The organism is Defluviimonas salinarum, assembly GCF_026013545.1.
GTDB classification, from domain to species: Bacteria; Pseudomonadota; Alphaproteobacteria; order Rhodobacterales; family Rhodobacteraceae; genus Albidovulum; species Albidovulum salinarum.
Map to the genome: position 1 here is coordinate 50,363 of NZ_JAPDOG010000018.1, position 22,621 is coordinate 72,983.

Annotated in this window: 21 protein-coding genes; 16 read left to right on the plus strand and 5 right to left on the minus strand. The window is 67.4% G+C overall.

Features of this window, described 5'->3' with window-relative positions; genetic code table 11:
• Positions 1 to 20: 20 nt before the first annotated feature.
• From OM960_RS17640 to OM960_RS17655, 4 genes are read left to right on the plus strand one after another with little or no spacing between them, the layout of a single operon-like run.
• Positions 21 to 1,106, plus strand: coding sequence for a microcin C ABC transporter permease YejB (locus tag OM960_RS17640; RefSeq protein WP_263339918.1), 1,086 nt, complete (start codon positions 21 to 23; stop codon positions 1,104 to 1,106).
• Positions 1,106 to 2,209 carry an ABC transporter permease gene (locus OM960_RS17645; RefSeq protein ID WP_263339920.1) on the plus strand — a complete coding sequence of 368 codons (1,104 nt, stop codon included), beginning with the start codon at positions 1,106 to 1,108 and terminating at the stop codon, positions 2,207 to 2,209. The genes OM960_RS17640 and OM960_RS17645 overlap by 1 nt, the downstream gene beginning before the upstream one ends.
• The gene (locus OM960_RS17650; RefSeq protein ID WP_264772883.1) at positions 2,206 to 3,813 is read left to right on the plus strand and encodes an ABC transporter ATP-binding protein; all 1,608 of its coding nucleotides are present in this window, start codon (positions 2,206 to 2,208) and stop codon (positions 3,811 to 3,813) included. The genes OM960_RS17645 and OM960_RS17650 overlap by 4 nt, the downstream gene beginning before the upstream one ends.
• Positions 3,810 to 5,027 carry a glycosyltransferase gene (locus tag OM960_RS17655; protein ID WP_264772884.1) on the plus strand — a complete coding sequence of 406 codons (1,218 nt, stop codon included), beginning with the start codon at positions 3,810 to 3,812 and terminating at the stop codon, positions 5,025 to 5,027. Before OM960_RS17650 ends, OM960_RS17655 begins: the two co-directional genes overlap by 4 nt.
• 56 nt (positions 5,028 to 5,083) lie before the next feature.
• On the opposite strand, the gene hemN is transcribed toward OM960_RS17655, so the two are convergent.
• Positions 5,084 to 6,439 (minus strand): oxygen-independent coproporphyrinogen III oxidase, encoded by a 1,356-nt coding sequence (gene hemN / locus OM960_RS17660; protein WP_264772885.1) that lies wholly within the window; start codon positions 6,437 to 6,439, stop codon positions 5,084 to 5,086.
• 58 nt (positions 6,440 to 6,497) lie between these two features.
• Here hemN and fnrL point away from each other — a divergent pair, with 58 nt between their 5' ends.
• Positions 6,498 to 7,244: a transcriptional regulator FnrL gene (fnrL, locus tag OM960_RS17665; RefSeq protein ID WP_263339972.1), complete on the plus strand. Its 747-nt coding sequence runs from the start codon at positions 6,498 to 6,500 to the stop codon at positions 7,242 to 7,244.
• A gap of 115 nt (positions 7,245 to 7,359) precedes the next feature.
• Here the strand turns inward: fnrL and OM960_RS17670 are convergent, their stop codons facing one another.
• Complete coding sequence (locus OM960_RS17670; RefSeq protein WP_263339974.1) at positions 7,360 to 7,890, minus strand: ester cyclase; 531 nt, start codon at positions 7,888 to 7,890, stop codon at positions 7,360 to 7,362.
• A 115-nt stretch (positions 7,891 to 8,005) separates the two neighbouring features.
• On the opposite strand from OM960_RS17670, the gene OM960_RS17675 reads away from it, so the two are divergent.
• Positions 8,006 to 9,568: a trimethylamine methyltransferase family protein gene (locus OM960_RS17675; protein WP_264772886.1), complete on the plus strand. Its 1,563-nt coding sequence runs from the start codon at positions 8,006 to 8,008 to the stop codon at positions 9,566 to 9,568.
• A gap of 29 nt (positions 9,569 to 9,597) precedes the next feature.
• Complete coding sequence (locus tag OM960_RS17680; RefSeq protein ID WP_264772887.1) at positions 9,598 to 10,242, plus strand: MOSC domain-containing protein; 645 nt, start codon at positions 9,598 to 9,600, stop codon at positions 10,240 to 10,242.
• A gap of 12 nt (positions 10,243 to 10,254) precedes the next feature.
• On the opposite strand, the gene OM960_RS17685 is transcribed toward OM960_RS17680, so the two are convergent.
• A complete protein-coding gene (locus tag OM960_RS17685) occupies positions 10,255 to 11,094 on the minus strand; it encodes a universal stress protein (RefSeq protein ID WP_263339981.1) in 840 nt (279 codons plus the stop codon).
• A 208-nt stretch (positions 11,095 to 11,302) separates the two neighbouring features.
• Between OM960_RS17685 and ccoN the strand changes: the two genes are divergently transcribed.
• The 5 genes from ccoN (at position 11,303) to OM960_RS17710 (ending at position 15,398) form a co-directional block, all read left to right on the plus strand.
• Positions 11,303 to 12,904, plus strand: a complete 1,602-nt coding sequence (gene ccoN / locus OM960_RS17690) for a cytochrome-c oxidase, cbb3-type subunit I (protein WP_263339984.1) — start codon at positions 11,303 to 11,305, stop codon at positions 12,902 to 12,904.
• A gap of 14 nt (positions 12,905 to 12,918) precedes the next feature.
• Positions 12,919 to 13,644 carry a cytochrome-c oxidase, cbb3-type subunit II gene (gene ccoO, locus OM960_RS17695; protein WP_263339985.1) on the plus strand — a complete coding sequence of 242 codons (726 nt, stop codon included), beginning with the start codon at positions 12,919 to 12,921 and terminating at the stop codon, positions 13,642 to 13,644.
• A 10-nt stretch (positions 13,645 to 13,654) separates the two neighbouring features.
• The gene (locus tag OM960_RS17700) at positions 13,655 to 13,852 is read left to right on the plus strand and encodes a cbb3-type cytochrome oxidase subunit 3 (RefSeq protein ID WP_263339988.1); all 198 of its coding nucleotides are present in this window, start codon (positions 13,655 to 13,657) and stop codon (positions 13,850 to 13,852) included.
• Positions 13,849 to 14,718, plus strand: a complete 870-nt coding sequence (gene ccoP, locus OM960_RS17705) for a cytochrome-c oxidase, cbb3-type subunit III (RefSeq protein ID WP_264772888.1) — start codon at positions 13,849 to 13,851, stop codon at positions 14,716 to 14,718. The genes OM960_RS17700 and ccoP overlap by 4 nt, the downstream gene beginning before the upstream one ends.
• 227 nt (positions 14,719 to 14,945) lie before the next feature.
• Entirely contained in the window at positions 14,946 to 15,398 is a 453-nt protein-coding gene (locus OM960_RS17710; RefSeq protein WP_263339994.1) for a universal stress protein, read from the plus strand.
• Between the two features lie 178 nt (positions 15,399 to 15,576).
• Here OM960_RS17710 and OM960_RS17715 read toward each other — a convergent pair whose 3' ends face one another.
• A complete protein-coding gene (locus OM960_RS17715) occupies positions 15,577 to 16,263 on the minus strand; it encodes a DUF2270 domain-containing protein (protein WP_263339996.1) in 687 nt (228 codons plus the stop codon).
• A 198-nt stretch (positions 16,264 to 16,461) separates the two neighbouring features.
• Between OM960_RS17715 and ccoG the strand changes: the two genes are divergently transcribed.
• The 4 genes from ccoG to ccoS are packed head-to-tail and all read left to right on the plus strand — an operon-like array spanning position 16,462 to position 20,699.
• A complete protein-coding gene (gene ccoG / locus OM960_RS17720; protein ID WP_263339998.1) occupies positions 16,462 to 17,889 on the plus strand; it encodes a cytochrome c oxidase accessory protein CcoG in 1,428 nt (475 codons plus the stop codon).
• 1 nt (position 17,890) lies between these two features.
• On the plus strand, positions 17,891 to 18,346 hold the full coding sequence (locus OM960_RS17725) for a FixH family protein (RefSeq protein ID WP_263340000.1): 456 nt from the start codon (positions 17,891 to 17,893) through the stop codon (positions 18,344 to 18,346).
• The gene (locus OM960_RS17730; protein WP_264772889.1) at positions 18,346 to 20,529 is read left to right on the plus strand and encodes a heavy metal translocating P-type ATPase; all 2,184 of its coding nucleotides are present in this window, start codon (positions 18,346 to 18,348) and stop codon (positions 20,527 to 20,529) included. The genes OM960_RS17725 and OM960_RS17730 overlap by 1 nt, the downstream gene beginning before the upstream one ends.
• Before the next feature lie 11 nt (positions 20,530 to 20,540).
• A complete protein-coding gene (gene ccoS / locus OM960_RS17735) occupies positions 20,541 to 20,699 on the plus strand; it encodes a cbb3-type cytochrome oxidase assembly protein CcoS (RefSeq protein WP_263340005.1) in 159 nt (52 codons plus the stop codon).
• Here ccoS and OM960_RS17740 read toward each other — a convergent pair whose 3' ends face one another.
• Entirely contained in the window at positions 20,700 to 22,556 is a 1,857-nt protein-coding gene (locus tag OM960_RS17740) for a D-alanyl-D-alanine carboxypeptidase family protein (RefSeq protein WP_290428691.1), read from the minus strand.
• Between the last annotated feature and the right edge of the window lie 65 nt (positions 22,557 to 22,621).

The following is a 22,621-nucleotide window of genomic DNA, read 5'->3' on the forward strand; positions in this document are numbered from 1 at the left end:
AGGAAAGAGCAGACCGTCTGATGGGCGCCTATATCCTGCGAAGATTGCTTCTGATGATCCCGACCCTGTTCGGGATCATGCTGATCAACTTCACGCTGACGCAATTCGTGCCCGGCGGGCCGGTCGAGCAGATCATCGCCCGGCTCGAAGGCTCGGGCGACGTGTTCCAGAACATCACCGGAGGCGGCGACACCGCCCTGCAGGATCAGTCCGGCGGCGACGAGCGCTATCTCGGCGCGCGCGGCCTGCCACCGGAGTTCATCAAGGAGCTGGAGCAGCAGTTCGGGCTCGACCGGCCGGCGCATGAGCGGTTCTTCAAGATGATCGGCGACTATCTCGTCTTCGACTTCGGCGAGAGCTATTTCCGCAAGATCTCCGTGATCGACCTCGTGGTCGAGAAGATGCCGGTCTCGATCACGCTCGGGCTCTGGTCGACGCTCCTCGCCTATCTGATCTCGATCCCGCTCGGCATCCGCAAGGCGGTCCGGGACGGGTCGAAGTTCGACACCTGGACCTCGGGCACGATCATCGTCGCCTATGCGATTCCGGGCTTCCTTTTCGCGGTGCTTCTCATCGTGCTCTTCGCGGGCGGCAGCTACTGGCGCATCTTCCCGCTGCGCGGTCTCACCTCGGACAACTGGGAGAGCCTGAGCCTGATCGGCAAGATCGGCGATTACTTCTGGCACATCACGCTGCCGGTGGTGGCCTCGACGATCTCCAGCTTCGCGACGCTGACGCTCCTGACCAAGAACAGCTTCCTCGACGAGATCAACAAGCAGTATGTGCTCACCGCCAAGGCCAAGGGCCTGAGCGAGGGGCGCGTGCTGTACGGCCATGTCTTCCGCAACGCGATGCTGATCGTGATCGCGGGCTTTCCCGGCCTCTTCATCGCGGTCCTCTTCGGCGGCGGGCTCCTGATCGAGACGATCTTCTCGCTCGACGGGCTCGGGCGGCTTGGCTACGAGGCGGCGGTGGCGCGCGATTATCCGGTGGTCTTCGGCACGCTCTATGTCTTCGGTCTCCTCGGCCTCCTGATCGGGCTTCTGTCGGACCTCACCTATGTCCTCGTCGATCCCCGGATCGACTTCGAGAAGCGGGCCGGCTGATGCGGCTGTCCCCCCTCAACCAGCGCCGCTGGCGCAACTTCAAGGCCAACCGCCGGGCGCTCTGGTCGCTCTGGATCTTCCTCGCCCTCTTCCTGCTCTCGCTCGTGGCCGAGGTCATCGCCAACGACAAGCCGATCCTCGTGAGCTATCGAGGCCAGCTTCACTTCCCGATCTACAAGTTCTACCCGGAGACGGCCTTCGGCGGCGATTTCAAGACCGAGGCGGTCTACCGCGAGCCGGAGGTGCGCTGCCTGATCAAGACCGGCGGGCGCGAGGAGTGTTTCGACGACCCAGAGGGGGTGATCGAAGATGCCGCCGACGGAGACGTGGCAGGCGAGGCGATCGAGAAGGGCTGGATCCTTTGGCCGCCGATCCCCTACAGCTACAACACGATCAACAACGTTGGCACCGCGCCCTCGGCGCCCGATGCCGACCACTGGCTCGGCACCGACGACACCTCGCGCGACGTGCTGGCGCGGATCATCTACGGCTTCCGGCTCTCGATCCTCTTCACGCTGATCGTGACGACGATCTCCAGCCTCATCGGCATCGCGGCGGGTGCGGTGCAGGGCTATTTCGGTGGCTGGGTCGACCTTACCTTCCAGCGGCTGCTGGAGATCTGGGGCTCGACGCCCGGCCTTTACGTCATCATCATCCTCTTCGCGATCCTCGGGCGCAGCTTCGGGCTCCTGGTCTTCGTGACGATCCTCTTCGGCTGGCCCGCCCTCGTCGGCGTGGTCAGGGCCGAGTTCCTGCGGGCGCGGAACTTCGAATATGTCCGCGCCGCCCGTGCGCTCGGCGTCGCGGACCGGGTGATCATGTTCCGCCACATCCTGCCGAACGCGATGGTGGCGACGCTGACGCTCCTGCCGTTCATCGTCACCGGCGCGATCGGCGGGCTCGCGGCCCTTGATTATCTCGGCTACGGCCTGCCCTCGTCGCTGCCCTCGCTCGGGGAGCTGGCGCTGCAGGGCAAGTCGAACCTGCAGGCGCCGTGGCTCGGCTTCTCGGCCTTCTTCACCTTCGCCATCATGCTCTCGCTTCTGGTCTTCATCTTCGAAGGCGTGCGCGATGCCTTCGATCCCCGGAAGACTTTCAAATGACGACGGTGCTCGACTTCCGCGACCTGACGGTCGATTTCCGCCAGGATGGGCGGATCATCCACGCGGTGAAGGGCGTGAGCTTTTCCGTGGCCAAGGGCGAGACCGTGGCGCTGGTGGGCGAAAGCGGCTCGGGCAAGTCGGTGACCGCGCTGTCCTCCGTGGCGCTTCTCGGCGGCAATGCCGAGGTCGCGGGCTCGGTCACCTATCTCGGCCGCGAGATGATCGGCGCCTCGGAGGATGTGCTGCGCGATGTGCGCGGCAATGACATCAGCTTCATCTTCCAGGAGCCGATGACGTCGCTCAACCCGCTGCACACGATCGAGCGGCAGCTTGGCGAGAGCATCGCGCTGCACCAGGGGCTCTCGGGGGCGGCGGCGCGGGCGCGGGTGGTGGAACTGCTCGACAAGGTCGGCATCCGCGACGCCGCGAACCGGCTTCAGGACTATCCGCACCAGCTCTCGGGCGGCCAGCGCCAGCGGGTGATGATCGCGATGGCGTTGGCGAACGGGCCGGAATTGCTGATCGCCGACGAGCCGACGACCGCCTTGGACGTGACGATCCAGGCGCAGATCCTCGATCTCCTGGCGGAGCTGAAGGAGCGCGAGGGGCTGTCGCTTCTCTTCATCTCCCACGACCTCGGCATCGTGCGGCGCATCGCCGACCGGGTCTGCGTGATGCAGGGCGGCGAGATCGTCGAGCAGGGGCCGGTGGCGGAGATCTTCGCCAATCCGCAGCATCCCTACACGAAGAAGCTTCTGGCGGCCGAGCCGAAGGGCCGGCCCGACCCGGTGGCCGAGGGCGCCGAGGAGATCGTGCGGACCGAGGACCTGCGCGTCTGGTTCCCGATCAAGCGCGGGCTCATGCGGCGGACGGTCGGCCATGTGAAGGCGGTCAATGCCGCGACGATCTCGGTCCGCGCCGGCGAGACGCTCGGCATCGTCGGCGAGAGCGGGTCGGGCAAGACCACCCTCGCGCTCGGGATCATGCGGCTGATCGAGAGCACGGGACCGATCGTCTATCTCGGCAAGGACATTTCCGGCTGGCGGCCGCGCGAGCTCAGGAAACTCCGCCGCGACATGCAGATCGTGTTCCAGGACCCCTACGGTTCACTCTCGCCGCGGATGACCTGCGAGCAGATCATCGCCGAGGGGCTGACCGTCCACGGCGTCGAGAAGGGCCGCAACCGGCGCGAGATGGTGGCAGAGATCATGGCCGAGGTCGGGCTCGACCCGGCGATGATGGAGCGCTATCCGCACGAGTTCTCGGGCGGCCAGCGCCAGCGGATCGCCATCGCCCGGGCGATGATCCTGCGCCCTAAGGTCGTGGTGCTGGACGAGCCGACCTCGGCTCTGGACATGACGGTGCAGGTGCAGATCGTGGAGCTTCTGCGCGATCTTCAGCGCCGCTACGGGCTCGCCTATCTCTTCATCAGCCACGATCTGCGCGTGGTCAGGGCGCTCGCGCACAAGGTGATCGTGATGAAGGCGGGCGATGTCGTCGAGTCGGGGGCGGGCGAGGCGGTCTTCGAGGCACCGAAGACGGAGTACACCCGCGAGCTGATGGCGGCGGCGTTTGGTCATGCCCTGGCCAGCGCCAGCGCATGAAGATCCTCTTCGTCCACCAGAACTTTCCCGGCCAGTTCCTGCATCTTGCCCCGGCGCTCGCGGCGCGCGGGCACGAAGTGCTGGCGCTGACGGCTGAGGCAAACCAGCGCCCGTCGCCGGTGCCGGTGATGCGCTACCGGACCCCGCCCGAGGTTGCGGTGCAGGGGATCGCCCGGAGCTATGCCGAGGCGGCCGAGCGCGGTGCGACGGTGGCGCGCGCCTGCGCCCAGCTGTCCGAGACGCGCGGCTTCGTGCCCGACGTGGTCTTCGGCCACGGCGGCTGGGGCGAGACGATGTATCTCCGCGAGGTCTGGCCCGAGGCGCGGCACCTGACCTATGCCGAGTTCTACTACCGGAGCCGCGGCCTCGACACCGACTTCGACCCCGAGTTCCGGCGCACCGGGCTCGGATCCCGGCTCGGCGTGGCGTCGCGGAAGGCGCATCTCCTGATGGCGCTCGAGGATGCAGATGCCGCGCTCGCGTCGACCGCCTGGCAGGCCTCGACGCTGCCGGACCATGTCCGGGCGAAGACCACGGTGATCCATGACGGGATCGACACCGAGAGGGTGCGGCCCGATCCCGCGGCGCGGCTCGAACTGCCGGGCGGGCGGGTGCTCAAGCCGGGCGACGAGGTGGTGAGCTTCGTCTGCCGCAACCTCGAACCCTATCGCGGCATCCATGTCTTCCTGCGCGCGCTGCCGGCGGTGCTGGAGGCGCGGCCCGAGGCGGAGGTGGTGATCGTCGGCGGTGAGGGCCAGAGCTACGGTCCCGCACCGGGGCCGGGGCAGAGCTGGAAACGCCGTTTCCTCGACGAGCTCGGGCCCCGAATCGACCCCGCGCGGGTGCATTTCCTCGGCCAGGTGCCCTATCGGCAGTTCCTCGCGCTAATGCAGGTGACGCGGGTCCATGCCTATCTGAGCTATCCCTTCGTGTTGTCATGGTCGATGCTCGAGGCGATGAGCGCCGGGGCGCTGGTCGTGGGCTCGCGCACGCCGCCGGTCGTGGAGGTGATCCGCGATGGCGGGAACGGTCTGCTCGTGGAGTTCTTCGACGTCGCGGGCTGGTCGCGGGCGCTCATTTCGGCGCTGGCCGATCCGGCGCGGGACGCGGGCCTGAGGGCGGCGGCGCGGCAGACGATCATCGAGGGCTACGACCTGAAATCGGTCTGCCTGCCGCGGCTGATTGCCTTCGTCGAGGGCCGGGCGCAGGGCTGACGGGGCGCGATCTTTCGGCGAAAAATCGGAGTCCCGGCGGCGCGGCGGTGCGGGGTTCAGACCGCCGGGCTGTGACCGGCCTTCGACAGGTCGTAGGCGTCGAAGACGCGGGCGATCATCCGGGTGAGCGGCCGCCCCTTCTCGGGGACCGCAAGGCCCGCGGCGTCAACCGTGACCATGTCGCCGAACTCGCGCGCGGCGAGCGCGTACATCTCCTGCAACTCGGCGTCGCTTATGCCAAAGCTCGTCCGCAGCTCGGTGCTGTCGATGCGGAAGTCGCACATCAGCGCCTCGATCATCCGCGCCCGGAGCTTGTCCTGGCCGGCGAAGCCATGGCCCTTCGCGGTCGAGAACCGGCCCTCGCGGATCGCCTTGGTATGGGCCGAGGTCGAGGGCGCGTTCTGGGCGTAACCTTGCGGGAAGCGCGAGATCGACGAGGCGCCGAGACCGATCAGCGCTGGGGCGAGGTCGTCGGTATAGCCCTGGAAGTTGCGCCGGAGCCGGCCCTCGCGCGCGGCGACGGCCAGCCCGTCGGTGGGCAGCGCGAAATGGTCGATGCCGATCTCGTCGTAGCCGTCGGCGACGAAGAGGTCGCGCGCGGTCTCGAAAAGCTTCAGTCTTTCCTCGGGGCGGGGCAGGCTGTCGGAGGGGATCATCACCTGGCGCCGCGCCATCCAGGGCACATGGGCATAGCCGTAGAGCGCCACCCGGTCAGGGCCGAGCGACAGGAGCTTCTGCACCGAATCGGCTATGCGCGCGCGGGTCTGGTGCGGCAGGCCGAAGAGGATGTCGGCGTTGAGCGAGCGGATGCCGCGGGCGCGGAGCTTGTCGGCGGCGAGCTTCGTGACCTCGAAGCTCTGGTCGCGGCCGATCGACTTCTGGATGTCGGGGTCGAAGTCCTGGACCCCGATCGAGGCGCGGTTCATCCCCGCCTCGGCCAGCGCGTCGAGCCTTGCGTCGTCGATCTCGTTGGGGTCGATCTCGACCGAGAACTCGGCGCCCTCGCCCATCGGCACCACGTCGAATACGGTCCGGGCGAGGTCGCGCATCAGGTCGGGCGCGAGCAGCGTCGGCGTGCCGCCGCCCCAGTGGAGCCGCGAGAGCGTGACGCCGGCGGGCAGCTCGGCCTGCAGGAGTCTGAGCTCGGACTTCAGCACCTCGACATAGGCGCGCACCGGCTCGTCCGAGGTCGTTCCTTGAGTCCGGCAGGCGCAAAACCAGCAGAGCCTGCGGCAGAACGGCACGTGCAGGTAGAGCGAAATCCGCGAACCCTCTGGAATCAAACCGATCCAGTTCCGAAAATCTTCGGGCCCGGTGCAGGAATTGAAGTGCGGAGCGGTCGGATAGCTCGTATAACGCGGTACACGCGCGTCAAAAAGCCCGAGCCGCGTGAGTTGCGATTCAGCTGTCATGGGCCTAGCGTTAGTAGCCGCCATCACACCGGACCTTGACCCAGATCAAAGAATGCAGATGTCCCTTCATGAAGTCCCCCTCTCGGCGCCGAAATGCGGCGACTGCCCCATTCGTCACCGGGCGGTCTGCGCGCGCTGCGAAGCGGACGAGCTCGCGGCACTCGACGCGATCAAGTACTACCGCAGCTTCGAGGCGGGCCAGACGCTGATCTGGTCGGGCGACCGGATGGATTTCGTGGCCTCGGTGGTCACCGGGGTCGCGACGCTGACCCAGGTGCTGGAGGACGGGCGCACACAGGCGGTGGGGCTCCTCTTCCCGTCGGATTTCGTCGGCCGGCCGGGGCGCGACACCGCGCCCTACAATGTGATCGCCACAACCGACCTTCTCATGTGCTGCTTCCGCAAGAAGCCGTTCGAGGAATTGATGGGCCGCACCCCGCATATCGGCCAGCGGCTTCTGGAAATGACGCTGGACGAGCTCGACGCGGCGCGGGAGTGGATGCTGATCCTCGGCCGTAAGACCGCGCGCGAGAAGATCGCGAGCCTTCTGGCGATCGTCGGTCGGCGCGAGGCGTCGCTGCACCGCCGTGCGCCGCAGGGCCGGATCGTCTTCGACCTGCCGCTGACGCGCGAGGCGATGGCGGATTACCTTGGCCTGACGCTGGAAACGGTAAGCCGGCAGATCTCGGCCCTGAAACGCGACGGGGTGATCGAGCTGTCCGGCAAGCGCCACATCACGATCCCGGATTTCGACCGTTTGATGGAAGAGGCCGGGGACGACGCCGACGGCGGACTCGTCGGCTGAGAGAGGCGGCGAGATCGTGGCAGATCTCGCGAAGTCATCTCCATCCACCTTGCGGACAAAGCGGGCGTTCAGACACGTTTAGGAGAAACGGCCCCAGAGCATCTGGAAGTCGGGTTCACGATACCAGCCCGAGCTGACGCGCAATCGTTGCAGCATCGTAGTAGTCTCGACCTTCGACCACCTTTCCATCCTTGACCCGCATCACGCTGCAGTAGCGCGTCTCTTGCCGCCGACCACTCGGCTCAAACGTCCCGAGCGACGATTCAAGCGGTCCGGTATGGGTACCGCGATTGACGAACTCGACCACTGCCCGGTCTCCGTCGACGACGACGTTTGTGACTTTGACCTCTCCATCGGGAAACGCTCGCCGCCAGCGCTCGTAGTCCATTCGATATCCCTCGGGCCCGATCTGGCTCTCGCCTCGGGCGACGTCCTCGAACTGGCAGTCCTCCGCAATGACCGCAACGCCGCGTTCGGGATCGCGCATGTCCCACGATTCGTGGAATTGCCGAACGACCTTTTCGGTGGGATGCATGGCGATGACCTTCCGGTGAGTGTTTGTGTGAAGAGAGTAGCGGCCAGCGTTGATCAGTCCAACGGAAAGTCCCCATTGGGCTAAGGCCGGACTGACACTGGATCCGGGCATCTCTAATTCCTTTGCCGGATACCATGACCTCTGCTACCGTCGCGGCAGCTGAAGTCGGCAGGCAGTCAGCCTAATCGGTGTGTGCCGTAACTATCTCTGTCCGATGGAGGTACTTATGGAACACAGAACAACCCGCCGTGCAGCCCGCCGCGAGCGGCCGGTGCGGCAGACCAGCGCGGCGAACGCGTTCCGGCTTGACGAGACGGGCGCGGCGCGGGCGCGGTTCGGCTTTCTCGATGCCGGCGATCTCGACATCCTCAAGGCGCGGGTGGTGGAGCTGCTCTCCGACTACGGCGTCGTCGTCCTGCATCCCGAGGCGCGGGCGCGGCTGATCAAAGCCGGGGCGCGCGAGGGGACGGGGGCCGACCGGCTGCGGCTGCCACGGGAACTCATCGCCGAGGCGCTTGCCGCCACGCCGAAGGCGGCGCGGCTCGCTGGCAAGAAGCGCGGCCTCGATCTAGTGCTGCCGCGGCCGGACGGCGGCTTCGTGATGCGCACCGGGACCGGCGCGCATGGCTATGTCGATCCGCGCGACACCAAGTATCGCAACATGGACCTGACCGCGGTGAGCGAGATCGCGGCGGTGGCCAACACGCTCGACGAGGTGGGCTTCATCGCCCATCCCTTCGTCCACGGCGTGCCGGAGAAGACCGCCGACATCCACAGCTACGGGCGGCTCATCGCGCGCACCGACAAACATGTCTGGATGCAGCCCTACCAGTGGGAGAACGTAGACTACCTGATGAAGATCGCCGCGATCGCGGCGGGGGGCGAGGCGGAGCTGCGCGCCAATCCGATTACCAGCGTCATCACCTGCTCGTTCACGCCCTTGGAATTCAAGTACATGGATACCCATGTGATCATCGAGGCGGGCAAGTATGGCGTGCCGCTCCATGCCTGTTCGCTGCCCTCGTCGGGGGGCACGGCGCCCTTGTCGACCGCGTCGATGGCGGTGATGGCGGCAGCCGAGATTGTCGGCATGACGGTGATGGCGCATGTGCTCGCCCCCGGCACGCCGGTGATCGCGACGCCGCTGATGTTCACGCTCGACATGCGCACCGGGTCGGCGCTGCAGTCCTGCGTCGAGTCCCTGCAGGCCGCCAACATGTCGATCCAGCTGATGAAGCAGGGGTTCGGCATGATGGCGCATACCTACGGATCGGGCTCGGACACGCCCGACGTCGATCACCAGTCGATGGCCGAGCGCGCGCTCATCACCGAGACGGTGGCGCTGGCGGGCGCGGATATCCTCGGCGGGGTCGGGCAGCTCGAATGTGCCACCGTGTTCAGCCCGGTCCAGGCGGTGCTCGACAACGAGGTCGGGGCGATGATGCGGCGATTCCTTCGCAAGCCCACGTTCGATGCCGAGAGCCTGAACTGGGAGGAGATGATGCGGATCCGCCAGGGCGGCCATTTCCTCGACAGCGCGCATACGATCGAGACCTGCCGCGACCAGCTCCAGCCCCAGGTGTTCCTGCGCCAGGGGCGGGACGACTACGAGAAGTCGGGCCGCCGCACCGCCTTCGACGCGGCGCGCGAGGCGGCGCTGGCGGCGATCGCGGCGGCGCCGGAGGAGGGCGTGCTGTCGGAGGACCAGCGCAAGGAGATCGCGGCCCTCGCCGCCCATGCCGACGAGCATATCGTCGCGGCCTATGCCGGGGCGGTCGAGGTGATCTGAGCCGGAGGGCCCGGCGAAAGGAGAGCGGTATGGAGCTGCTGGCGGTCAGCGTCGGGCAACCGCGCCCGGCGCTCTATAACGGCAAGGAGATCGCGACCGGGATCTGGAAGGCGCCGGTGGCGGGACCGGTAAGGGTGCGGCGGCTGAATGTCGACGGCGACCGCCAGGCCGACCTGACGGTGCATGGCGGCGTCCACAAGGCGGTCTATGCCTTCCCGGTCGAGCATTACGGCTTCTATCAGGAGCGCTTCGGGCCGGGACCGTTCGGCTTCGGCCATTTCGGCGAGAACCTGACCATCCGCGGGCTGAGCGAGGACGAGGTACGGATCGGCGACCGCTACCGGGTCGGCGGCGCGCTCCTCGAGGTCTCGCAGCCGCGCTCGCCCTGCTTCAAGTTCGGCCTGCGCATGGGATCGCGGGAGGCGATCAAGGCCTGCGTCGCGAGCGCGCGCACCGGCTTTTACCTCCGCGTCGTGGAGGAGGGCGCGGTCGAGGCCGGCGACCGCATCGCCGCCGAGCACTGGGACGAGGCGGCCCCGACCGTCGCCGAGGTGCACCGGCTCTATTTCCTCGACCGGAGCGACCTTGCGGGGCTGCGCCGGGCGGCGGGCTGCGCGGCGCTCGCCCCCGCCTTCCGTGACGAGTTCATCGCCCGTCTCGCCGCGCTCGGCTGACCCCGCGCGGGGTCAGTGCGCCATGAGCACCGGCACGACGGCATGTTCGAGCATGTTGCGCGTGGTGCCGCCGAGGATCGCCTCGCGGAAGCGCGAATGGCCATAGGCGCCCATCACCACCATGTCGGCGTTGATGTCGCGCACATGCCGGGCCAGAACTTCGGAGGTCTTGGGCAGAGTCTTGGCCAGCACCGAGACCTCGGCATGGATTCCGTGGCGCGAGAGAAGCTGCGAGAGCATGCCGCCGGGATCGGACCGCTCTGGTCCGTGGCTCGGCGGGTCGATGATGGTGATGTCCACGGCGGTCGCAGCCTTGAGGAGCGGAAGGCCGGCGCGGGTCGCCGTCAGCGCCTCGTCGCTCTGGTTCCAGGCGAGCACTATGCGGGCGCCGAAATCCACGTTCGACATGCCTTCGGGAAGGACAAGGACCGGCGCCTTGCCCTCGAAGAGCGCGGCTTCGAGAATCGCCTCGGCGGCGGTGCTGCCGTTGGGGCCGTAGGGCTTTTGCAGGACGACCAGATCGGAGAAGCGCGCGAGCAACGCCACCGGCCCGCCGAGCGCGCCGATCTGCGCGACCGCGGTGTCGACGCCCCAGCGGATGTCTTCGGCATCGAGCCGGTCGCGGATCGCCTGTTCGGCGCGGGTTGCCTCATTCTTGGCTTCGTTATAGGCCTCCTGGGTGAGGATCGCGGTGGCACCGGCGTAGTAATACCCGGTCTGGGTCTGGTCGACGCCGATGCAGAGCACATCGAGATGGGCGTCCTCGCGCCGGGCGAGCGCCACGGCCGCATCGACCTGAGATGTCGCGCTTTTCGCGTCCGTGATGATCGTAAGTATCGACTTGTAGGCCATGCTGCTCCTCCTCCCAGCGCCAGGCTGTGTCGGTGGAAATCTTGTCGCTTAGGTCAGCGTCGCGCCTTGACAAGGATCAAGCGTGCCGCAGTGACGAATTGACCCAGATCAAAGCAGCGCTTACACCCCCCGGGCCACAACCCGGCCGTCAGAAAAGGTCCGCGGCACTGCCGAATCGGACAACAAGACATTGCGAGGGAACGCAGAGATGATTGATTATATCAAACTGGGCGTGCTTGGCGCGATAGCGGTATTGGCCGCGATCGCTGCCAATTACGCGCACGACCTGGCCTACATGGTGAACGCGCTGACGGTGATGCTCGCCGCCGCGATCACCTTCATTTGGGTGCTCCGCCGCATCGACGAGCCCCGGCCCGCGCCGGTCAACGAATACAACGACGGCGTCATCCGCGCCGGTGTGATCGCCACCTCGTTCTGGGGTGTCGTGGGGTTTCTGGTCGGCGTGACGATCGCGTTCCAGCTCGCCTTCCCGGCGCTGAATTTCTCTGATCTGACACATGGTTACCTGAACTTCGGCAAGCTCCGGCCGTTGCACACCTCGGCGGTGATCTTCGCCTTCGGGGGCAACGCGCTGATCATGTCCTCGTTCTACATCGTCCAGCGTACCTCGGCCGCCCGCCTCTGGGGTGGCAACCTTGCCTGGTTCGTGTTCTGGGGCTACCAGCTTGTGATCGTGCTCGCCGCGACCGGCTATATCCTCGGCGCCACCCAGTCGAAGGAATATGCCGAGCCGGAATGGTACGTCGACATCTGGCTGACGGTGGTCTGGGTCGCCTTCCTCGCGGTGTTCCTCGGCACGGTGATCAAGCGCAAGGAACCCCACATCTATGTGGCGAACTGGTTCCTGCTGTCGTTCATCGTCACGGTGGCGATGCTGCACCTCGTCAACAACCTGTCGATCCCGGTCTCGCTCTTCGGCTCGAAGTCGGTGCAGGTCTTCTCCGGCGTGCAGGATGCCATGACCCAGTGGTGGTACGGCCACAACGCGGTCGGCTTCTTCCTGACCGCGGGCTTCCTCGGCATGATGTACTACTTCGTGCCGAAACAGGTCGAGCGCCCGGTCTATTCCTACAAGCTCTCGATCATCCACTTCTGGGCGCTGATCTTCCTCTACATCTGGGCCGGTCCGCACCATCTGCACTACACCGCGCTGCCGGACTGGGCCTCGACCCTCGGCATGGTGTTCTCGATCATCCTCTGGATGCCCTCCTGGGGCGGCATGATCAACGGCCTGATGACGCTCTCGGGCGCCTGGGACAAGCTCCGGACCGACCCGATCATCCGCATGATGGTGGTCTCGATCGGCTTCTACGGCATGTCGACCTTCGAAGGCCCGATGATGTCGATCAAGGCGGTGAACTCGCTGTCGCACTACACCGACTGGACCATCGGTCACGTCCATTCCGGCGCGCTTGGCTGGAACGGCATGATCACCTTCGGCGCGCTCTACTTCCTGACGCCGCGCCTGTGGAACCGCGAGCGGCTCTACTCGCTCACGCTGGTCTCCTGGCACTTCTGGCTCGCCACGATCGGTATCGTGCTCTACGCCGCCTCGATGTGGGTCACCGGCATCATGGAAGGCCTGATGTGGCGTGAAGTCGACGCGCAGGGCTTCCTCGTGAACGCCTTCGCCGACACCGTGGCCGCCAAGTTCCCGATGTACGTGGTGCGCGGCCTCGGCGGGGTCCTGTACCTCGCGGGTGCGGTCATCATGGTCTACAACCTCTGGGCCACCGTCGCGAAGCAGCCGGCCACCGCCGGCGCCCGCGCCGCGGTCCCGGCCGAATAAGGGAGGCCGGAACCATGGCCATTCTGGAAAAGCACAAGGCTCTCGAGAAGAACGCGTCGCTTCTGCTCGTCGGCTCGTTCCTGGTCGTCACCATCGGCGGCATCGTCGAGATCGCGCCGCTCTTCTACCTCGAGAACACGATCGAGAAGGTGGAAGGGGTGCGGCCCTACACGCCGCTGGAGCTCACGGGGCGCGACATCTACATCCGCGAGGGTTGCTACGTCTGCCACAGCCAGATGATCCGGCCGATGCGTGACGAGGTCGAGCGCTACGGGCACTACTCGCTCGCCGCGGAATCGATGTACGATCACCCGTTCCAGTGGGGATCGAAGCGCACCGGGCCGGATCTGGCGCGGGTGGGCGGCCGCTACTCGGACGAGTGGCATGTCGACCACCTGACAGACCCGCAGTCGGTGGTGCCGGAATCGGTGATGCCGAAATACGGCTTCCTGTCGAACCGCTTCATCGAGCCCAAGTACATCGAGGACCGGCTGAAGACCGACGCGCTCGTGGGCGTGCCCTACACCTCGGAGATGATCGAGCTCGCCAAGGCAGATTTCGCCGCGCAGGCCGATCCGGACGCCGATACCGAGGGGCTCGTGGAACGCTATCCGGGCGCCACGGTGTCGAACTTCGACGGCCAGAAGGGCATCACCGAGATGGACGCGCTCGTCGCCTATCTGCAGGTGCTGGGCACGATGGTCGACTTCTCGACCTTCCAGCCCGACCCGAACCGCTGAGGAGGGGGCCATGGACAGTTATTCGCTACTGAGGCACTTCGCCGACAGCTGGGCGCTTCTCGCGCTCGTCGCGGTGTTCCTCGGCGTCGTGGTCTGGGCCTTCCGGCCCGGATCGCGCAGCCTGCACCGCGACATCGCCAACATCCCCTTCCGGCATGAAGACAGACCCGCAGCCGGCGACAGCGCCGCGCAGGAGGCCCTGAAATGAGCAGAAAACCGATCAAGCAGAAGGCCGATCCGGAAACGACCGGCCACGAGTGGGACGGCATCCAGGAATGGGACAACCCGATGCCGCGCTGGTGGCTCTGGACCTTCTACGCCACGATCATCTGGGGCATCGCCTACACCATCGCCTATCCGGCCTGGCCGCTCGTCACCCAGGCGACGCAGGGGATCTTCGGCCAGAAGAACCGCGCTGCGGTCGCCGCGGAGATCCAGCGTTACGAAGACGCCAACGCGCCGGTCGAGGCGAAGCTCGTCGCGGCCGACCTGACCGCGATCGCCAGCGATCCGGAGCTTCAGAACTACACGATGAACGCCGGCGGCGCGGTTTTCCGCACCTGGTGCGCGCAGTGCCACGGCTCGGGCGCGGCGGGCGCGGTGGGCTACCCCAACCTGCTCGACAACGACTGGCTCTGGGGCGGCACGATCGAGGACATCCACACCACGGTCAGCCACGGCATCCGCAACACGGAAGACGCCGATGCCCGCTATTCGGAGATGCCGCGATTCGGCGCTGACGAGCTGCTCGAGCCCGAACAGATCGACCAGGTCGTGAACCACGTCCTGAAGATCTCGGGACAGGAAGCCGACGAGGCTCTGGCGGCCGAGGGCGCCACGGTCTACGCCGACAACTGCGCGGGATGCCACGGCGAGGACGGCACCGGTGACCGGGCGCAGGGCGCGCCGAACCTGACGGATGCGATCTGGCTCTATGGCGGGGACGTCGAGGCGTTGACCGAGTCGGTCAGCAATGCGCGCTTCGGGGTAATGCCGGCCTGGGCCGGCCGTCTCAGCGAGGCCGAGATCCGCGCCGTTGCGGCCTGGGTCCACAGCCGCGGCGGCGGCGAGTAGGCCGCGAGCGAGGGAATCAAAGGAATGGGGGCCGCGGCCCCCATTTCATTTCGGTACGCCGCGTGCTCCGGCGCCGGCGTTTACGGGCGCGCCGGACCTGCGCTAAGGTCGGCACACGACACCGCCGGACGTCGCCCGCGCTCGTCACGCGGAAGGCCCGGTCGGGAAGAATTGTGACTGTCAGACACCGCGCCGCAGAGTTCATGTGCGCCAAGGGAGGTAAGAGGATGATCGAGAAGATTCTGGTTGCCGTCGACGGCTCCGGCCATTCCATCAAGGCGGTGGAATATGCCGCCACGATCGCGGCGGCCTGCAAGGCGAAGCTCCTCGTCCTGACGGTGCTGAAACCGCGCCAGGTTCCGAAAGTCTCTGACGCTTTGCGCAAGTATGCCGAGCTCGAGCATATCGAGGGGACCGACTACGAGGCGATGAAGCTTCTGTCGAGCGACCTTCTGGCCCATGCGGCAGAGGTCGCGCGCGGCAAGGGTGCGACCGATATCGACAAGCTGGTCGAGAGCGGGCCGGTCGCCCGCACCATCGTCGATCTCGCCCGGCGGCGGAAGGTCGACATGATTGTCCTCGGGTCGCGCGGGCTCGGCAACATCGAGGCGACCCTGCGCGGCGGTGTGTCGCACCGCGTCGAGCTTCTCTCGAAATGCCCGGTTCTTACGGTCAAATGACGCCAAACGGCAGCGGGGCGGCCCCTCGGTCGCCCCGCGCTTGATTTATGTCAATGTGCCGGTCCGAGAATCGCTGCAGATTGCCGGGGAACTGGGAGATAACCCCCCCAGTCCAAGCACCGGCGCCCCGTCCTGTTCGCGCGTTTCCTGGGGGCTCCGGTGCTTGACTTTTTCCGGCCTAGCCCATCGCCTCAGCCTTTGCGCCCCTTTCGCGGGCGCGTTTCGCGTCGACCCGCACCACCCAGTTCGCGAGCCCGGCGCCAGCGAGGAAGTAGGCCGCCCCGACCGCCAGCACCAGCTCGCCCGGAATCGGCCCGATATCGGCGCGGTTGACGAAGCCGGCGAAGCTCTGCACCGGAACCGGGTGGATCACCAGCTTGCCGACATAGGCGAGCGACTGGATCGCGAGGATCCACAGGTAGTTGCGCCGTACCCGCCGGGCCAGGGCGGTCATGAAGCCGATGTGATAGACCGGATGAAGGTAGTCGTTGGCCAGCACGTTGTGCCAGTTCTGCTCGGTGTGCAGGTCGCCGTCATCGGTCAGCATCGGCGCGTAGAAGTGCTTTTCGAGCCAGCGGGCGCGGCCGCGCCAGACGTTGAAGTAGCGGTAGCGCCGCGCCTCGAGCACGAGGAAGAGCAGGATCAGGACGCCGACGATGAGAAGCGGGATCGGCGAGGCGCCGGGCGAGGAGAAGGAGATCGAGAGCGCCACCCCGAGCGTCACCACCGCCCAGTTCGTCGTGGTGTCGAGCCTGGTGCGCCAGATCGTCGAGCGGTAGACCTCGGCGCGGTAGAGATGGGCGAGCGCGCCGATCTCCGCGGCCGTGAATTCCGAGGTTTCGGTCGCCCTGCGCTTGTCTGCCATTCACGCCCCCATGGTCCCGTTCCCCCGGATTGAACCCGATCCCGGCGCGATCTCCAAGGCCCCCGGCAGTGATTCGTGGTAGCCTGCCCCCGGCGGATTCGCCGCATCGCAGCGGCGGCTTTTGACCTATATCAAGGCTGCGGCTCCGCATCACGGCTTAAGAGAGCGGCGCGAACAGACAAATCTAGGAATTTGCATATGAGTTCCAGCGACACCCCTCCGGCGCTTTACGCCGCGCACGAGCCCGTGTTCCCTCGCCGCGTCAGCGGGACATTCCGGACCCTGAAATGGGTGATCATGGCGGTCACGCTCGGGATCTACTACATCACGCCGCTCCTGCGCTGGGACCGGGGGCCGAACCTGCCCGACCAGGCGGTGCTCGTGGACCTCGCCAACCGGCGGTTCTTCTTCTTCATGATCGAGATCTGGCCCGACGAGTTCTACTTCGTCGCGGGGCTCCTGATCATGGCCGGGCTCGGGCTGTTCCTCTTCACCTCGGCGGCCGGCCGGGTCTGGTGCGGCTATGCCTGTCCGCAGACTGTCTGGACCGACCTCTACATCCTCGTCGAACGCTGGGTCGAGGGCGACCGCAACGCCCGCGTCCGGCTCTGGAACGCGAAATGGGATTTCCGCAAGTTCCGGCTTCGCATGACCAAGTGGACGCTCTGGCTCCTGATCGGGCTCGCGACCGGCGGGGCCTGGGTCTTCTATTTCACCGATGCGCCGACGCTCGCCCGCGATCTCGTGACGGGGCAGGCGCATCCCATCGCCTACACGACGATGGCCGTCCTCACCTTCACCACCTTCTTCTTCGGCGGTTTCGCGCGCGAACAGATCTGCATCTACGCCTGCCCGTGGCCACGCATCCAGGCGGCGATGATGGACGAGGACACGCTGGTTGTCGCCTATCGCGAGTGGCGCGGCGAGCCGCGCGGCAAGCTGAAGAAGGGCGAGGTGGACCCCGGACAAGGCGACTGCATCGACTGCATGGCCTGCGTCAACGTCTGCCCGGTGGGGATCGACATCCGCGAGGGCCAGCAGCTCGAATGCATCACCTGCGCGCTCTGCATCGACGCCTGCGACGAGGTCATGGACCGGATCGGCAAGCCGCGCGGGCTCATCGGCTACATGGCGCTGAAGGACGAGACCGCCGAACGGGCGGGGCGCGAACCGAAAAGCGTCTGGAAGCACATCCTGCGGCCGCGGACGATCCTCTACACCTCGCTTTGGTCCTTGATCGGCGTCGCGATGGTCGTCGCGCTCTTCGTCCGTTCGCCGATCGACGTGAACGTCACGCCGGAGCGCAACCCGCTCTTCGTCACCATGTCCGACGGCGCGATCCGCAACAGCTACGAGCTGCGCCTGCGCAACAAGCATGGCGAAGACCGGCCGTTTCGGATATCCGTCACCGCGGATGCCCGCTTCCGCCTCGCGCTGGAAGGCGGTGAAAGCCTGGAGGTGATGGTGCCCGCGGATTCGACCCTGACCCAGCGGCTCTATGTCACCGCCCCGGCGGGGACCTCGGCGGCGAAGACCGAGCGGACCGACATCCGGCTCTGGATCGCCGACGGCAAGAGCACCGACCGGGTCAATGTCGACACCGTGTTCAACGGGAAGGGCGAGTGAGATGAAGCGCGAGCTGACCGGCCGCAAGGTGTTCCTGATCACCGCCGCCGCCTTCGGCGTGATCATCGCGGTCAACGTCGTGATGGCGGTGCAGGCGGTGCGTACCTTCCCCGGTCTCGAGGTCAAGAACTCCTATGTCGCCTCTCAGTCGTTCGATGCCGAGCGAAAGGCGCAGGAGGCGCTGGGCTGGACGCTGACCGAAAGCTACGGCGCGGGCGAGCTCAGGCTCGCCTTCCGCGATGCGGACGGGCTGCCGGTGCGGGTCGAGGGGCTTTCGGCCACGGTCGGGCGCACGACCGAATCCGCGAGCGACCTCACGCCCGAGTTCGCCTGGGTCAACGGCGACTACGTCGCGAAGGCTGATCTCGCGCCCGGCAAGTGGATGATCCTTCTTGAGGCTTTCGCCGGGGACGGCACCCGCTTTCATCAGCGCATCGACCTCTTCGTGAGGGGCTGATGACCTCGCTCGCACCCTCCGCCTCGGCCTGTCCGGCCTGCGTCGCCGCGCCCGCCGCCGAACGCATTGCCGAGGCGCGGGCGGTGAAGGACGCGGGCCTCGTGCTCTCGCTGCCGACGGCGCATTGCGCGGTCTGCATCTCGGACGTTGAGCGGACCTTGTCGGCACTGCCCGGAGTCCGGTCGGCGCGGGTGAACCTCACGCTGAAACGGGTCTCGGTCGCCGCCGCGCCCGAGGTCACGGCCGAGGACCTGATCGGCGCGCTGAAGGGGATCGGTTACCCGGCGCATGAGCTTGATCCGGGGCTCCTGTCGGTCACCGAGACCGACAAGGCGGGGCGCGACCTCCTGATGCGCCTCGGCGTCGCGGGTTTCGCGATGATGAACATCATGCTCCTGTCGGTCGCGGTCTGGTCCGGGGCCGAGGCGGCGACGCGCGACCTCTTCCACTGGATCTCGGCCGCGATCGCCCTGCCGACGCTGGCGTTTTCCGGCCAGCCCTTCTTCGCCTCGGCCTTCGCCTCGCTGAAGGCGCGGCGCCTTGGCATGGACGTGCCGATCTCGCTGGCGCTGATCCTCGCCTCGTCGATCTCGCTCTACGAGACCTTCGCGGGCGGCCATCACGCCTATTTCGACGCCGCCGTATCGCTCTGCTTCTTCCTGCTCGCGGGACGCTACCTCGACTACCGCAGCCGCGCCGCCGCGCGCTCGGCGGCCGAGGAGCTGACCGCGCTCGAAGTGCCGCGCGCGACAAGGGTGCGGGACGGCGCCGAGACCGTGGTGCCGATCGCCGAGCTTGCCGTGGGCGATCTGGTGCGGGTCCGGCCCGGCGGGCGGATGCCGGTGGATGGCGTCGTCACGGAAGGCACGTCGGAGATCGACCGCTCGCTCCTGACCGGCGAGACGCTGCCGGTCTGGGCGGGCGAGGGGAGTGCGGTGAGCGCGGGTGAGGTCAACCTTACCGGGCCGTTGACGCTGCGGGTCACGGCGGCCGGGCGCGACACCTCGCTCCACCGCATGGCCGATCTGGTGGCGGTCGCCGAAAGCGCCAGAACCCGCTACACCTCGCTCGCCGACCGCATGGCGCGGGCCTATTCGCCGGTCGTGCACCTGATGGCGCTCGCCTCCTTCTCGACCTGGCTTTACCTCACCGGCGATCTGCGCCTTGCGGTCAACGTCGCGGCGGCCGTCCTCATCATCACCTGTCCTTGCGCGTTGGCGCTCGCGGTGCCGGCAGTAGTGACTTCCGCTTCGGGCAAGCTTTTCCGCAAGGGATTCCTTATCAAGGACGGCACCGCGCTCGAACGGCTGGCCGAGGTCGATACGGTGGTCTTCGACAAGACCGGGACGCTGACCCTTGGCGCGCCGGAGCCGGTCGACCTCGCCGCGTATCCCCGCGCCGATCTGGAGATCGCGGCGGCGCTCGCCGGGGCCTCGGCGCATCCCCTGTCGCGGGCAATCAGCACGGCGCTGGCCGAAGCCGGGGTCGTCCCGGCCAGGGTTGCGGACATCCGCGAAGTGCCGGGCTACGGCGTCGAGGGGCGGCACGGTGACCGGATGGTGCGGCTCGGCCGCGCCGAATGGGTGGGGGCGACGCCCGCTGACGGCACGGCGACCTACCTTTCGACCGGCGAGGGCGCGGCCCGCGCCTTTGGCTTCACCGACCGGCCGCGCCCCGGCGCCGGCGCGGCGGTGGCGGCGCTGAAGGCGGCGGGCAAGCGGGTGATCCTCCTGTCGGGCGACACCGAGGCGCCGGTGGCGCGACTGGCGTCCGATCTCGGCATCGAGGACTGGCAGGCGGGCCAGCGTCCCGAGGACAAGGCCGCGCGCATCTCGGCTCTGACGGGGGAGGGCGCCCGCGTTCTGATGGTGGGCGACGGGCTCAACGATACCGCCGCGCTCGCCTCGGCCCATGTCTCGATCTCGCCCGCCTCGGCGCTCGACGCGGCACGGGTGGCCTCGGACATCGTGCTCCTCGGGCAGGACCTCGCGCCGCTGGCCGACGCGATCCGCATCGCGAAGCAGGCGCGGATCCGCATCAAGCAGAACTTCGCGCTGTCGCTCGCCTACAACCTCGTCGCGGTGCCGGTGGCGCTCGTCGGCCTCGCCACGCCCTTGATCGCGGCGCTCGCCATGTCCACATCCTCGGTCACCGTGTCGCTGAACGCGCTACGCCTGAAGTAAGGCTCCCTCCGATGGAAATGCTGGCAATCCTGATCCCGGTCTCGCTCCTCCTCGGAGGGCTCGGGCTCGTCGCGTTCCTCTGGGCGCTGAAACACCGGCAATACGAGGATCCCGAGGGCGACAGCCACCGCATCCTCAAGAAGGACTGGGACGACCGTCCGAAACCCTGATCAGGGACCGACCACGGTGCAGTCGGTCTGCCGCGCCTGCAGGCGGCGGCAGGCGAGCTGGGCCATCTCCTCGGTCATGCCGACGAAATTCGCATCATAGCCGCCATTGCGAGACACCACCTTGCGCAGCGCCTCGTCGAGCGTCGTCATCTCGACGAGCGCGGTCTGGAGAAGCTGGCGCTCGGCGTTGTAGCGCGAGGAGAAATGGCCGACGTTGATCGCCCATTGCCGCCCGCCGGAGGTGGAGACGCGGGTGACGACCTCGAGCTCCTCGGCGCCTTCTGCGGGCTGCGTCACAGCGGCGAGCACGATCTGTTCGGGGGCCTCGGGCTTCGCTGCCGCCGGGGCGGCCACGATCACGGTTTCGACCGGCTCGGGCGCCGGTTCGGCGGCCGGCGCGGCTTCGGCCACTTCGGCGGGCTCGACGGCTTCGGTGGCCGGCGCGGCTTCCGGCGCGGCGGCCTCGGCCACCAGATCGGCCGGGCGCGGTTTGGGCGCGGTTTCGGGTACGGTCACCGCGGCAAGGTCGACGCCCTCGGGTTCCGTCGCCGGCGCCTCGGCAGGCGGTGCGGCAGCGGCGAGCACGGTCTCGGGTTGCGGCGCGGTCTCCTGGACGAAGGAGGACGCGGGCAACGCCTCGGACTCGGCGGCTGCGACAACGGGCTCTGCGGCTTCGGCAGGTGCGGCTTCGGGTTCCGCCTCGGCAACGACCGTCGCGGCGGGGGCGGCGGGCGCGCCCTGGGCCTCGGCGAGGACCGCGTTGATCGTGTCCTGCATCGCCACGAGGAGTTCGTCGGCCGGCGCCGTGTCTCCGGGCACCGGCCTTGGCAGCGGGCGCGGGCTCTGTGCGACCGCCACGTTCAGGCGCAGGGTCTTGCCTGCGGGCAGCGTGCGGCTGCCGGAAATCGCGTCGGCGACGACGCGGGCGACGTCGTCGGCCGGCTCGTCGGCGCTGGCGACATAGGCCGGGCGTGCGGGTTTCTGCACCGCGACCCGGTTCGGCGCCTTGCCGAAGCCGAGGTCCATCAGTTCGGCCACGCGGGCATTGCGCGAGGCCGTCGACTTGCCGCCGAAGACGGTGGTGATGATGCGCTTGTCGCCGCGCTGCGCGGAGGCGGTGAGGTTGAAGCCGGCGGCCGAGGTGTAGCCGGTCTTGATCCCGTCCGCGCCCTTGTAGGCGGCGAGGAAGCGGCGGTTGGTATGGGCGACCTGGGCGATGCCGGCATCGGCCGTCGTGCGCGAGAAGATGTTGTAGTACTGCGGGAAATCGTAGAACAGGTGCCGCCCGAGCGTCGTCATGTCGCGCGCGGTCGAAAGATGGCCCTTCGCGGTCAGGCCGTTGGCGTTGACGAAGCTGGTGCGGCTCATGCCCATCGCCTTGGCGGTGCGGTTCATCCGCTTGGCGAAGGCGGGCTCGGTCCCCTCGATCGCCTCGCCGATCGCGGTCGCGGCGTCGTTGGCCGACTTGATCGCGGCGGCCCGGATCAGGTAGCGCAGCGCGATTGATTGGCCCGCGCGCAGGCCGAGCCGCGAGGGTGGCTGCGAGGCGGCGTGCTTGGAGACGGTGACCTTGCTGTCGAGCGAGATCTCGCCGCGCTCGATCGCCTCGAAGGCAATGTAGAGCGTCATCATCTTGGTGAGCGAGGCCGGATGCAGCCGCGTGTCGGCATTGTCCTGATGCAGCACCTCGCCGGTGCGGGCGTCGATGACGAAATCGGCGTAGGGCGCAGCCAGCGCCAGAACCGGCGCGAGAAGACATGCCAGCGCGAACGCCACAAATATGCGGGTGTTATGAACCCACTGCCCCGGACAAGCGAACACCTGCCTCACCTTTATCCTGCCTCGCGCCCCGGTCATTCGCGCCGGGGCTTCAATTATGTTCGTTCACGATAACATAGGCTCGGGCCACCGGAAACACCTGA

Coding starts and splice junctions, on each gene's coding strand:
- OM960_RS17640 (WP_263339918.1), top strand. CDS start 21: ATGGGCGCCTATATCCTGCGAAGATTGCTTCTGATGATCCCGACCCTG.
- OM960_RS17645 (WP_263339920.1), top strand. CDS start 1,106: ATGCGGCTGTCCCCCCTCAACCAGCGCCGCTGGCGCAACTTCAAGGCC.
- OM960_RS17650 (WP_264772883.1), top strand. CDS start 2,206: ATGACGACGGTGCTCGACTTCCGCGACCTGACGGTCGATTTCCGCCAG.
- OM960_RS17655 (WP_264772884.1), top strand. CDS start 3,810: ATGAAGATCCTCTTCGTCCACCAGAACTTTCCCGGCCAGTTCCTGCAT.
- hemN (WP_264772885.1), bottom strand. CDS start 6,439: ATGACAGCTGAATCGCAACTCACGCGGCTCGGGCTTTTTGACGCGCGT.
- fnrL (WP_263339972.1), top strand. CDS start 6,498: ATGTCCCTTCATGAAGTCCCCCTCTCGGCGCCGAAATGCGGCGACTGC.
- OM960_RS17670 (WP_263339974.1), bottom strand. CDS start 7,890: ATGCCCGGATCCAGTGTCAGTCCGGCCTTAGCCCAATGGGGACTTTCC.
- OM960_RS17675 (WP_264772886.1), top strand. CDS start 8,006: ATGGAACACAGAACAACCCGCCGTGCAGCCCGCCGCGAGCGGCCGGTG.
- OM960_RS17680 (WP_264772887.1), top strand. CDS start 9,598: ATGGAGCTGCTGGCGGTCAGCGTCGGGCAACCGCGCCCGGCGCTCTAT.
- OM960_RS17685 (WP_263339981.1), bottom strand. CDS start 11,094: ATGGCCTACAAGTCGATACTTACGATCATCACGGACGCGAAAAGCGCG.
- ccoN (WP_263339984.1), top strand. CDS start 11,303: ATGATTGATTATATCAAACTGGGCGTGCTTGGCGCGATAGCGGTATTG.
- ccoO (WP_263339985.1), top strand. CDS start 12,919: ATGGCCATTCTGGAAAAGCACAAGGCTCTCGAGAAGAACGCGTCGCTT.
- OM960_RS17700 (WP_263339988.1), top strand. CDS start 13,655: ATGGACAGTTATTCGCTACTGAGGCACTTCGCCGACAGCTGGGCGCTT.
- ccoP (WP_264772888.1), top strand. CDS start 13,849: ATGAGCAGAAAACCGATCAAGCAGAAGGCCGATCCGGAAACGACCGGC.
- OM960_RS17710 (WP_263339994.1), top strand. CDS start 14,946: ATGATCGAGAAGATTCTGGTTGCCGTCGACGGCTCCGGCCATTCCATC.
- OM960_RS17715 (WP_263339996.1), bottom strand. CDS start 16,263: ATGGCAGACAAGCGCAGGGCGACCGAAACCTCGGAATTCACGGCCGCG.
- ccoG (WP_263339998.1), top strand. CDS start 16,462: ATGAGTTCCAGCGACACCCCTCCGGCGCTTTACGCCGCGCACGAGCCC.
- OM960_RS17725 (WP_263340000.1), top strand. CDS start 17,891: ATGAAGCGCGAGCTGACCGGCCGCAAGGTGTTCCTGATCACCGCCGCC.
- OM960_RS17730 (WP_264772889.1), top strand. CDS start 18,346: ATGACCTCGCTCGCACCCTCCGCCTCGGCCTGTCCGGCCTGCGTCGCC.
- ccoS (WP_263340005.1), top strand. CDS start 20,541: ATGGAAATGCTGGCAATCCTGATCCCGGTCTCGCTCCTCCTCGGAGGG.
- OM960_RS17740 (WP_290428691.1), bottom strand. CDS start 22,556: ATGACCGGGGCGCGAGGCAGGATAAAGGTGAGGCAGGTGTTCGCTTGT.